9 protein-coding genes are annotated in these 11,622 nt (G+C 59.6%); all 9 read left to right on the top strand.

The features are described from left to right. The first annotated feature begins 3 nt into the window (after positions 1–3). The 9 genes from DSAT_RS12960 to DSAT_RS13005 all read left to right on the top strand — a co-directional run bounded on the left by DSAT_RS12960 (position 4) and on the right by DSAT_RS13005 (position 11,612). Complete coding sequence (locus tag DSAT_RS12960) at positions 4–843, top strand: ABC transporter permease (RefSeq protein ID WP_020887982.1); 840 nt, start codon at positions 4–6, stop codon at positions 841–843. A gap of 111 nt (positions 844–954) precedes the next feature. Next, entirely contained in the window at positions 955–2,184 is a 1,230-nt protein-coding gene (locus DSAT_RS12965) for an ABC transporter ATP-binding protein (protein ID WP_235695964.1), read from the top strand. Between the two features lie 2 nt (positions 2,185–2,186). Continuing rightward, positions 2,187–3,707 carry an asparagine synthase-related protein gene (locus DSAT_RS12970; RefSeq protein WP_020887984.1) on the top strand — a complete coding sequence of 507 codons (1,521 nt, stop codon included), beginning with the start codon at positions 2,187–2,189 and terminating at the stop codon, positions 3,705–3,707. Between the two features lie 70 nt (positions 3,708–3,777). After that, entirely contained in the window at positions 3,778–4,746 is a 969-nt protein-coding gene (locus DSAT_RS12975; RefSeq protein WP_020887985.1) for a glycosyltransferase family 2 protein, read from the top strand. Beyond that, positions 4,743–5,894, top strand: coding sequence for a glycosyltransferase family 4 protein (locus DSAT_RS12980; RefSeq protein ID WP_020887986.1), 1,152 nt, complete (start codon positions 4,743–4,745; stop codon positions 5,892–5,894). Before DSAT_RS12975 ends, DSAT_RS12980 begins: the two co-directional genes overlap by 4 nt. Before the next feature lie 171 nt (positions 5,895–6,065). Continuing rightward, positions 6,066–7,121 carry a polysaccharide pyruvyl transferase family protein gene (locus DSAT_RS15205; protein ID WP_161656108.1) on the top strand — a complete coding sequence of 352 codons (1,056 nt, stop codon included), beginning with the start codon at positions 6,066–6,068 and terminating at the stop codon, positions 7,119–7,121. Between the two features lie 29 nt (positions 7,122–7,150). Then, a complete protein-coding gene (locus tag DSAT_RS12995) occupies positions 7,151–8,326 on the top strand; it encodes a hypothetical protein (RefSeq protein WP_020887989.1) in 1,176 nt (391 codons plus the stop codon). A 3-nt stretch (positions 8,327–8,329) separates the two neighbouring features. Then, positions 8,330–10,222, top strand: a complete 1,893-nt coding sequence (locus tag DSAT_RS13000; protein ID WP_020887990.1) for an asparagine synthase-related protein — start codon at positions 8,330–8,332, stop codon at positions 10,220–10,222. Positions 10,223–10,361: 139 nt separating this feature from the next. Continuing rightward, positions 10,362–11,612 carry a Glu/Leu/Phe/Val dehydrogenase dimerization domain-containing protein gene (locus DSAT_RS13005; protein WP_020887991.1) on the top strand — a complete coding sequence of 417 codons (1,251 nt, stop codon included), beginning with the start codon at positions 10,362–10,364 and terminating at the stop codon, positions 11,610–11,612. The last annotated feature ends 10 nt before the right edge of the window (positions 11,613–11,622 follow it).

The following is an 11,622-nucleotide window of genomic DNA, read 5'->3' on the forward strand; positions in this document are numbered from 1 at the left end:
CGCATGAACGGACAAGGAGCCATCCGCAATAGGGTGGTCATCGAGCAGAGGAAGGGGCTTCGCGCCCTGAATCTGGCCGAGCTTCGCGATTACAGGGATCTTCTGTTCTTCCTGGTCTGGAGGAGCATACGGGTGCGCTACGCGCAGTCGCTGCTCGGCGTCGGCTGGGCCGTGATCCAGCCGCTGTTCTCCATGATTGTCTTCACCGTGATCTTCGGGAATCTGGCCAAGGTGGACTCGGACGGCGCGCCGTATGCGGTCTTCAGCTTCGCCGCGCTCGTCCCCTGGACCTACTTCTCCAACGCCCTGACCGAGAGCGCGGGCAGCCTGGTGGGCAATGCCGGCATGATCCGCAAGGTCTATTTTCCACGCATGGTCCTGCCGCTCTCGGCCGTGTTCGCGAAGCTCATCGACTTTTGCATCGCCCTGGTGATGCTGGCCGGGATCATGGCCTGGTACGGCATTGTTCCCACGCCATACGCCCTGACGCTGCCGTTGCTGGTCGTGTTGATGATGCTCACGGCCACGGGCATCGGCATGTGGCTCACCGCCCTGGCGATCCAATACCGCGATGTCCAGTATTCCATGAACTTCGTGGTGCAGCTCATGATGTACGCCGCGCCGGTCGTCTATCCGGCGTCGCTGATCCCCGAGCAATACGTTCTCTGGTACTCGCTGAACCCCATGGTGGGCGTCATCGAGGGCTTCAGGGCCGCGCTGCTCGGCACGGTGCCGATGCCTTGGCAGGCCATCGGGCTGGGCTTCGCCGTGTCGTCCTTCCTGGCCGTCACAGGGGCGCTGTATTTCAGGAACAAGGAACGCATCTTCGCGGACGTGGCCTAGGCCGCGTTTCCGCAAGCAGGGAATCCAGGGGGATATCGGATGTGCGCGAAGCCCGCCATCATATCGGTTGAGAATCTCTCCAAGCGCTACAGGCTCGGTCTGAAGCAGGAGATGCACGATTCGCTCGCGGAGGCGGCCTTTTCATGGCTCAAGGCCCCGCTACGCAACTACAGGAACCTCAAGGCGCTGAACACTTACTCCGGCAATGGCGACGGCGACGGCGAAGGCACCCTCTGGGCGCTCAGGGACATCTCCTTCGACGTGGCCGAAGGGGAAGTACTGGGCATCATCGGCCGCAACGGCGCGGGCAAGAGCACGCTGCTCAAGATCCTCTCGCGCATTACCGAGCCCACGCAGGGGCGCGTGGTCATCAATGGACGCGTGGCCAGTCTGCTCGAAGTCGGCACGGGCTTTCACCCGGAACTCACCGGGCGTGAGAACGTGTACATGAACGGCAGTATCTTGGGCATGCGTAAGACGGAGATAGATCGGAAATTCGACGAGATCATTGATTTCTCGGGGCTCGAACAGTTCATCGACACGCCCATCAAGCGGTATTCGTCCGGCATGACCATGCGCCTGGCCTTCTCGGTGGCCGCCCACCTGGAACCGGAAATACTGATCATCGACGAGGTCTTGGCAGTGGGCGACGCGGCTTTTCAGAAAAAATGCCTGGGCAAAATGCAGGAAGTGGCGACCGGCGGACGCACGGTGCTCTTTGTGAGCCATCAACTCGATGCCGTGTCCACCCTCTGCAATCGGGCCATGTTGCTCAATCAAGGCGAGATCGTTGTCGAGGGAAAGACCGACGAGGTCATCGGTCATTATCTGGCAGGCGCCTTTGCACGTAACGAACAGTCGCTGCGCGAGAGAACTGACAGGGGGGGCGCAGGAAGCGTGCAGTTCACGGAAACATGGATAGAAGACCTGGACGGAAACAGGATATCGTTCGCGCAATCCGGATCGCCGCTGAAAATTGTCGCGACGTATGAAACGCTTCGTGAGGATGCGATAGGAGACCTGAAGCTGGCGTTCTGGCTGTTCTCGGCCAAGAACGTTCCATTGTGCGAGTTCAACAACAAGATTTCAGGACAGGAATTCAAGGCGAACATCCCTCGCCGTGGCCGGGTCGAATGCGTGATCCCGAGGCTTTGCCTGAATGCTGGAAAATATCACTACAGCGTCTTCATAAAGACCTATGGCCGCATTCAGGATTGGGTCGGAGACGCAGGGGCGTTCGAGGTAGAAGGCGGTGCATTCTTCGATAACGGAATATTGCCGGACAAGAAATGGTTGTTTCTTCAAGATCATGCCTGGAGCCTCTCGGAGGCGGAAGAGTAGCCATGTTCATGAAGACCGGAATTGTTGATACGATGTCCGATTCCCACTTCGTCGTTGTCCGTCAAAGGGATGGGAGCATTCATGTCGATGGGCAGCGTGAATGTTCTTTCGGTCGCAAGATCGAAAGAAGGGGCGAAAACGCCCCGGAAGGCGTTTTTGCCTGGTGGAGGTATGAAGATGGCCTTCTTGAGGTGGCAGTCGATAGATATGGAATGTATCCGCTGTACTACTTCGAGCATGACGGCGTGTTCGGTGTTTCACCTTCGATCCTGAAGCTGATCGAGCTTGGCGCCCCGAAAGATATTGATGTAGTCGGGTTGTCTGTCTTTCTCAGAATCGGCTTCTTTTTGGGAGAAAGAACCCCTTTCAAGAACATCCATGCAATGCCTCCCGGAGGGCGTCTGCGCTGGGATGGCGTTCTTCGCATCGAATCAGGCTTCAATTTTCCGAAAGAACAGAGCATCACGCGCGAGCAGGCTGTCGATGGATATATAGATCTGTTTCGTGAATCGATCGCCCAGAGTTGTCCCGAGACTGGGACGGTGGCCGTCCCGCTGAGCGGAGGCAAGGATTCGCGGCACATACTCCTCGAATTGTGCCGCCAGGGCGCACGGCCTGCTTTTGTCGTGACCGCGCACCATTATCCGCCCAGGAGCAATGATGACGTAGAGATCGCCAAGCAGATCTCAGCGCGGCTTGGCTTGAGGCATCTGGTTCTGAAGCAGACGGAATCGCGACTCGAAGCAGAGATGTTTGCCAACGAACGGACGAACTTCTGTTCGGACGAGCATTCCTGGGCAGCCGTCCTTGCGCGTACATTGAGCGATACCTGCAACGTCGTCTACGACGGAATCGCGGGGGATTCTCTCTCCGAGTCGATCTTCTCGCGGCAGGAAACGCTTTGCGCGTCACGGGAGAGCGATCTGTACCGTTTCGCTGAAAATCTCGTTTCCAGGTCATTCTCGTTCAATGAATCTGTCATGGATTATATACTGGCCGAGGATTTCAAAAGGCTGTTGCCTCGTGGCATGGCGATCGAGGAGATAGTGCTCGAACTGCGGAAGTACACAAACACGAATCATCCGGTAAAATATTTCTATTTCATGAACAGGGCACGGAGAGAGATAGCTCTGGTTCCGTTCTCCATGTACAGCAAGTCGATAGATGTCTTTGCACCGTATCTGAACAGCGAGCTTCACGATTTCCTGCGGTCTATTCCGAACAGCATATTTCTTGAGGGTGGGCTGCACAGGGAGGCAATACGCAAGGCGTTCCCAGATTTCTCCGGCATCGGCTACGAGCATGGAGGGGCGAATAAGGTTCCAGACTTCGATCACAACATTCGTTTTTGTCGCGATGTCCTCAGATCGTTCTGCTTCAATAATTCGCGGTCCATCGATTCGTTGAAGGTTAATGCCCGATTGATGTGGGGTGCAATAAACGATGGTTATGGTTCCAGGACGCGATGGTTCATTCCGATGTATATTTATATGTCTCAGCTAGACAAAATCATTCATTATTGATTTTGAATGGAATTTGTACCTTGGTATTTTTGTTGCATTATTGGAGTCTGCCGCATGCTGGAGGTTAGCGATGAAGGGTGAAGACTTCGCAACAATTCTTATTTGTACATATGGAAGGGCTGACAGCCTGCGCCGTACTCTCGAAACATTGATTCCGAACAATGTGGACGATGCATGCGAAGTACTCGTCGTGGACAACAATTCGAAAGACCATACGCAGGATGTTCTCAAGGAATATGCCGCGAAATACCCCGATCTGTTCAGACATTATTTCGAGAAGACACAAGGCCGGGGAGCAGCCCTGAATACCGGGATCGCGGCCTCCCGCGGCGACGTGATCATCTTCGCCGACGACGACCTGCTCTTGCCCGCGAACTGGCTCGCCGAGATCAGGAGAGCCTTGCGAGAACATCCGGAGTGCTCCGTCTTCGGGGGGAAGGTCATCCCCGTTCTGCCGGACGGCATGGGCATGCCCGAGTGGGTTCACCGCGTCGACCCGAAGAATATCGCGGAAGGGCCTCTCGTAGATCACAACAAGGGGGATACCGTTCGCAGCTACCATGAGCGCGGCATGTGCACCCCCATCGGCGCCATGACTTTTTTTCGGAAGGAAGTCCTTTCACGTCACGGTCTTTTCGAGGAAACCGTGGGCACGACCGGGCGGACGATGCCCAACGAGGACAGCATATGGGGAATGCGTCTCAAAAAGGCTGGCGAGCCCATGCTCTACATTCCGAGCGTGTATGTTCACCACGTGACCGATCCAGCTCGCCTGACCAAGGAATATTTCCGCCGCTATTTCTGGAAATCCGGGCAGGTCTGCCGCTACTGGACGGCTGACGATGCCGAATCGAAACGTCGTCGGCTTCTCAATGTTCCCCGCGAATTCTATCTGAAGCTCGTCCGGGCCGTCGGATCCTATCTGGCTGCCCAGGCGCGCCGCGAGCCGCCGGGCATGCGCTTTGCCCGCGAACTGGACGTGATTTTTTTTGCGAGCGTCGTGTCCGGATTTCTTCGCGAGAGGGGAACCGGTTCGTGACTCGACGCTTGTGCTACGTGGCGAACCCGGGCTGGCCGCATGTGGAGAAGTGGGCCAGATGGTTCGCGGGCAGGGAAGGTTACGAAGTGCATATCGTTTCCGAATCCCGGCCCGGTTACGACGAGGTGCGCTGGCATCCCCTGCGCATCGAAGGTCCCCGGCCGCTGCCGTGGACGATCCGCGCGCAGCGGGCGTTCGCTGCCGCGTTCAAAGCCATCCAACCGTCCCTGGTGCATCTGCACAACCTCGAATACGGCATGTTCCCGGCCGCCCTGGCGTGGCGCGGACCCATGGTCCTGACCACCTACGGCCTCGACATCACGCGGTTCGAATCTCGTGGCGACTCGTGGCGCGCGCGCATGGCCAAACGTCATCTTCTGCGCAGGGCCGAAGCGGTCACCGCGGCATCCCGGTTTCTGGCCCGGCGCACGATGGAAATTGGCGGCCTGCCCGAAGAGAAAGTTTTCGTCACCCCCTTCGGCGTCGACACACGCGCGTTTTCCCGTCGTGCCCCGGCCCGGACGGACGGGCTGACAGTCCTCGGCATGCCCAAAGATATCAAGCCCGAATACGCTCCGCTCGATTTTATCAGAGCCTTCGAGTTGCTCAGGCGTAAGGGGCGCCGGATTCGCGGATTCATTCAGGGCGAAGGGCCGCTTCGCGCACAGGCCGAGGGCTTGGTCCAAGAACTCGGCCTCACGGAGATGTTCGAGATTCGGGGGCGAGTGCCGTTGCAGAACATGCCCCAGGTGTATGAAGAGATGAACATCTGTGTGCTCCCTTCGCTTCAAGAAAGCTTCGGCGTGGCCGCGCTTGAGGCGCAAAGCATGGAAGTCCCTGTCGTGGCTTCTCGTGTCGAGGGATTGAGCGAGGTTCTCGTGGACGGCGTCACGGGTTTTCACGTTCCTCCGGCAGCCCCGGAAATCATTGCGGAGCGCCTGGACAGACTGATTCTCGACCCGGCGCTCCTCGATTCCATGGGCAAGGCAGGGCGGCGGTTCGTGGAGCAGCATTTCGACTGGGAAGTCAATGCGCGGGCCATGGAAGATATTTACGAGCGTCATATCGGGTCGCCCCAAAAGCGTCCTCTGTTGCGTTGCGGCGATAAGTTTGAATCCTCGCGTATTGGCAATGCCAGTCGGCCTTGAATTTTTGTTGCGTTTTACATCCGGTTCTTTTGAACGACCCTCGGAACGGAGTCTTTGAGCGGACCCATCTGCCGCGTTTCGCAAAAATGCATGAAAGGATGGACGCTTTTTGTATGTTATTTTTTCAAAAGGAGCTATGTCATGCACAGTTCTCCAAGAAATAAGAACAACATGGACAAGAGCTCCGTATTGCGGGCCGATGATCCTGGCTCGACAATGCATCGGGACAGGCGGTATCTGGATATTGTTCACGCGATTCTGGGGCCCCTGATTCCATCCGGATCTTCAGTGGCGTTATTTGACTTTCCCAATTATTCGAATGTCGGAGACAGCGCTATCTGGCTCGGGGAAGAATATTATCTGAAAAATAAAATAAATGCGCATATACTGGCAGCCGATGATCATCACCTTGTCGAGCGAGAATTGCCTGAGCTTCCGGACAGAACAGTCATTCTCATCCAGGGAGGAGGGAATTTCGGCGATCTGTATCCCCGGCATCAGGAATTGCGGAGAAAGATTGTTGCGAGATATGTGCGTCATCGCGTGATCCAGCTCCCGCAATCTATTCATTATCAGGATTCTCATAAAAAAGAGATGTGCCGGAAGGCATTCAGCGAACATAACGACTTCCATCTGATCGTCCGCGATCGGCCCAGCCTGGAAATCGCTAGGCAACTGCATGACGGCCCCAGCTATTTGTGTCCGGACATGGCGCTTTGCTTGGGGGAATTGGCCCGACCAGCCGCTCCTACCCACTCGATTGTCGGCCTGTTGCGTACGGACAGGGAGAAAGTCATGGCTGACGTTTCCCCGGTTCCCGATGATAAGGGGATACTTGCGACCGATTGGGTGGATGAGCCGATCACCTTGGCCCGCAAGGCCACCACCTTGGTCGAACGGATTCAGGACAGGTGTTCCCGTAAGGCGGGTGTGCTGTATGACCTGAAGTGCCGCCTCTACCACGCCTTGGCCCAGGAAAGATTTAAGCGCGGCTGCGGCATTCTGAGTTCCGGACAGGTCGTGATCACTGATAGGCTGCATGGGCACATCATGTGCTGCCTCCTGGGCATTCCGCATGTGGTTTTGGACAACAGTTACCGAAAGATCGGTAATTTTCGGGACGCTTGGGGCACGGGCGAAGGTTTGTGCGTCTCGGCGGACACGCTTTCCCAGGCATATGAGAAGGCGCTCGATCGTCTCTCCGAGGTGCGTTCCACAAAACATTGAGGCTTGGGGTGGGGAGGATGGAGGCATGAATGATTTCATCCGCATTGACCTTGAAGCCCATGGGGCGGCGCACCGAGGCCGGCTGGACGAACTTGGAATGGTTGCTCGACGGATACGGCGAGGATGGATTCGTCTTACGCCACTCGGTCCGGGAGGCCGACCAGCATTTGATGGGCGATCCCGAGCGCGGGGACCATGCCTTGGCGACGGTGCTGCTGTGGGCCATGCGGCGCGACCTCGCCATTCGTGTGGAAGGACTCGTCTCCCCCAAGCTACTTGACGGCCTGGATGTCCTGCAGTCGATCTGGGAGCGATGGCGACCGTATCGCTATCACCATGTGGACATCTCCGTGGCCAATGAGGCCGAGGCCGGTCCGGTATCCCCGGAGCACCCGGCGATATTCGCCTTCTCCGGTGGGGTTGACGGGGCGTTCTCCTTCTTCCGTCATCTGAACGGGCAGGCCGGGCGCAACACCCACCGTCCCGCCGCGGCGCTTTTGGTGCACGGCATGGATATCCCGCTGGAGCGCGATGACTTTTACATCAACGCGGCCAGCCGGGCGGAGCGCATGCTCGATGGAACCGGCGTGCCGCTGATATGGGAGCGGACGAACGCCCGCAAGCTGGGGATGAATTGGGAGGACAGCTACGGGCTGCAACTCTTCTCCAGCTTTCTGGTCTTCCAGGGGTGTTACTCGTGGGCGATCAAGGCCAGCGGCGAGCCTTACGATGAGCTCGTGCTGCCTTGGGGGTCCACGCCCTTGACCGACCAGTTGTGCGCCACCGAGGCGATGCAACTCGTCCTGGACGGGTGCGCGTTCGACCGAACAGAGAAGGTGCGCTGGCTCTCCGAAAACACCGAGATACTGGACGACCTGCGTGTCTGCTGGGCGGGCGAGAACCTCGATCGCAATTGCGGCGTGTGCGAGAAGTGCGTTCGGACCATGCTCAATTTTTGGGCTGTCGGACGAGAAGTGCCTGCCGCGTTTCCCACGGAACTGACCCCGAAACTCGTGCGTTCCATCCGTCCGCGAAACGAAACGCAACTGCGCGAGTTGAAGACGGTGATGCACCATGCCGCGCTGGCGTACCCGCGCGGCGACCCGATCCTCCGCGCGCTGGGATTCGTCATCCGCCGTGCCCAATTCGCCGAGGCCAAAAGGTCCCTGACCAACCGGGTCCGCAGTTTCCTGGGGAGGGAGTGAACCATGGCGGTGGTGTTAGGCATGTACGATGCCGATTCCGAGCGACTGGCCTTGGCGCGGGCCAGGGTTCCGGCAAGTTTTGCGGGGTTCCCCCATCTTGTCAGACGTGAGATCAGCTTCAAAAACCTCTGTATATGGTGGGAGGCGAGTGCCTCGACCCCGGTTTCGCACGCCGAGGAGGCGCACGGGCCAGTGCGGCGCATGGTCTTCGCTGTGGGTGATCCGGACAGTCCGGGCCACAAGGAGGCCGCCGCGACACGCCTGCTCGCCGAAATGGGGGACGGGGGGCGCGGCCACGCAGCCATGATCGGGCAGGACGGGTTCCATCTGGCCGTGATGGCCGACGAAACTGGGCGGATCGTGCTGGGCACGGATGCACTGGGCTACTTCCCACTCTGTTTCTGGGAGCACAACGGGACCTTCATTTTCGGTACTTCTCCGGGATTCTTCACAAGCCATCCCAGTTTTTCAGTCAGGCCGAACGCTTTTGCGATAGCCTCGCTCTTGCTGTTCTCCCATATCTCGGGCGGACAGACGGTCTTCGAGGGAGTACGGCGAAGCACACCGGGGTGTTGCGTGCTCTGGCGTCCGGGCGAATCTCCCCGGGAGGAGAAGGCCGATCCCGTAACGATGTCGGATGCCTGGTTTGGCCTTGCGTATGAGGACGTCCGGGAAAAGGTGTCCGGTTTTTTCGGAGACTGGTTCGAGCAAATCAGACCGAATCCCAAAGTCGATTTCTTCCTCTCGGGCGGGCAGGACAGCAGGCTTGTCGCGGCCTACGCAGGCAAATGCCTGCCGCGTGAATCCGTCCGGGCGGTCTCGCTGGGCCGCGACACGGATATGGAATTGCGTTTCGCGCGGAAGGTGGCGCGAGCGCTCGGTTGGAAACACCGCGTTGCGGATGTTCAGGAGGAGCGGTTTGCCGAGTTCGCCTCCACGCAGTTGCGCCTCGAATCGCTGCAAGGGCCGTTCGTCAATTTCTCCAACGCAACGGGGCAGAGTCTTCTGGCCGAGAGCGGTTCGCCCTTCGTGTCCGGCTATTGCGGAGACATCGTGATCGGCGACAAGCACCTGATGGCGGGTTTCTCCATGAAGAGCGGCCTGTTCGGAGTCGATGAACTCGTCAATTTGATGAACCGCTACGGATGCGCGCGGGACGACGTTGCAAGGCTCATCGCGCCCTTGGGCGGCAAGGAAGTCGTGGACGACGTCATCGATGGACTGAGGGACGATTGGAAAGGCATCGAAGGATATCCCTTCCAGCGTTCCTGGCTGTTTGCCATGACGCACCGCGCGCGTTTGCACGTGGGCTCGATCGTTTGGAGGCTTTCCCTTGGGGCGTGGCCGTTGCTTCCCTACCTCGACAGGCGGCTCATAGAAATCGTCTCCGGTATGCCGCTGGCTTTTTTGAAGGATCGAAGGCTTCAACGGGACATCCTGGTCCGGGATTTTCCCGAGTTGGCCCGGCTGCCCCTGGACCGGAACTCCTGGGAACCCGGCTATCTGGTCAAGCCGCGAGGCAGGCTCGTGTATGAGGGGCTTCGGACCGTTGCAGACGTTTCCTGGCGCCTGGGGCAGGCCTTCAGACGGTTCGCGCGAGCCAAAAAGACTCGTTATTACTATCGGACGTATGACTTTAACGGCCCAGGCTGGCGGGCCGTGCGACGCATGGCTGAACCGTTCCGCCAGGATGGCGGCAGTCTGCTAAATCCGGACATCGTGCGTTCTGTTCTGCCCAAGGCCGACACATTCGTGCCCTTCTCGGATGGCATCGTCGAGCCGTGGGGAAAGAAGACCGTCGCGGGAGTGCTGTGCTGGGGCGGATTCAGGGCGGGTCACGCGACGAATGACGCTTTTGGGGCGACCTGCGAGATAGACGCATACCGGGGGGTATGATTCTTGATAGGCAATGGCAAGGCTTGCCCGTCCTTGGGATCGGGGAGCCTTCAGCAAGGGGGTAGGGGATGTTTTCGATCGGTTTCGCGGCGCGTTTCGTTTCGCCGCGCGGCGTTGCGCGCCTGCCAAGGAGGTGGGCGTGAATGCTCCGCTGTTCACCGTTTCCTTCGCGTCTTCGGACGGCGTCGAGGGCCACGCGGTTATCGATTCGCTGGTCAACGGGACCAGCTCCGGCGGAGTGCGCATCGTGCCCGACCTGAAAATGGACGAGGTGCGCTTTCTGGCCAGTGAGATGACCCTCAAGTACGCTTTTTGCGGCCTGCCGCGTGGAGGGGCAAAATGCGGCGTACGCATGTCCGCCGGTTTCTCGCGTGAGGAGCGGCTCGATCTGCTTGAGGATGTCGGACGCAGGCTTTCGGCCGTTATCCAGGCGGGCATCTACTACCCAGGCATGGACATGAACTGCGGCCCGGACGAACTGCGCGCCATCTACCGGGGCGCAGGCATAACCCTGGGCGGGCTTACGGACACCGCGCTGTTCACGGCCGTCTTTACGGCCGAGGCGGTGACGGCCTGCGCCCGGGCCGAGTTCGCTCATGCGGACGGGCCTGTAACCCTGGCCGTGGAGGGGTTCGGCAACGTGGCCACGCATCTGGCGGGAATGCTTGATCCCGCGCGATTCAGCATTGTGGCCGTGTCCACCGTTCACGGCGCCGTGCACGACCCGTCGGGATTCGATCCGCAAAACCTGCGAACCATGCGCGGCGCGCATGGTGACGGCCTTGTGTCGCATCTGTCGGGCGAACGCCTGGAGCCCAAGGAGCGCCTGCTCTCTCTGCCGGTGGACATCCTCGTGCCCGCCGCCCGGGTTGGCAGCATCAACGAGGGCAACATGCACGACATATGCGCACGCTGCGTCGTTCCGGCGGCCAACGCGCCCTGCACGGCCGAGGCCCTGGCCGCCCTGCACGCCAGGGGGATTGTGGTCCTGCCCGGGTTCGTGTGCAACGCGGGCGGCGTGCTCGGCTCCTCGCTCTTTGACCGGGGCGTGTCGCAGATGGAGGTGGAGGCCCTGGCCGCCGGTCCGTACCGCGAGGCCGTGACGGCGCTCGTGCGCCGCAGCCGTGAGCTGGGCGTTCAGCCCACGGAACTGGCCCGCCGCGTGGCCCTGGCCCATCTGAAGACCGGGCCGGGCGGAAGTGATTCCAGGCTTGTGCGCGTCGCGCGGCGGCTGGCCCGGCGGGTTCGTCCCGTGGCGCGGTTCCTGGACAGGAACGTTTCGGCCGCGTGTGCGAAGCATTTCCAGGAACTCGCGCGCGAGATCGCTCGGCTCGATCCGCACCGGTCGGCAGCCGATGACGGCGTCCCGGCCCCGGCCGCGGCGGGCTGAGGAGGCGGCC

The sequence above is a fragment of the Alkalidesulfovibrio alkalitolerans DSM 16529 genome, assembly GCF_000422245.1.
In the GTDB taxonomy this organism is placed as follows: Bacteria; Desulfobacterota; Desulfovibrionia; order Desulfovibrionales; family Desulfovibrionaceae; genus Alkalidesulfovibrio; species Alkalidesulfovibrio alkalitolerans.

Coding starts and splice junctions, on each gene's coding strand:
- DSAT_RS12960 (WP_020887982.1), top strand. CDS start 4: ATGAACGGACAAGGAGCCATCCGCAATAGGGTGGTCATCGAGCAGAGG.
- DSAT_RS12965 (WP_235695964.1), top strand. CDS start 955: ATGCACGATTCGCTCGCGGAGGCGGCCTTTTCATGGCTCAAGGCCCCG.
- DSAT_RS12970 (WP_020887984.1), top strand. CDS start 2,187: ATGTTCATGAAGACCGGAATTGTTGATACGATGTCCGATTCCCACTTC.
- DSAT_RS12975 (WP_020887985.1), top strand. CDS start 3,778: ATGAAGGGTGAAGACTTCGCAACAATTCTTATTTGTACATATGGAAGG.
- DSAT_RS15205 (WP_161656108.1), top strand. CDS start 6,066: ATGGACAAGAGCTCCGTATTGCGGGCCGATGATCCTGGCTCGACAATG.
- DSAT_RS12995 (WP_020887989.1), top strand. CDS start 7,151: ATGATTTCATCCGCATTGACCTTGAAGCCCATGGGGCGGCGCACCGAG.
- DSAT_RS13000 (WP_020887990.1), top strand. CDS start 8,330: ATGGCGGTGGTGTTAGGCATGTACGATGCCGATTCCGAGCGACTGGCC.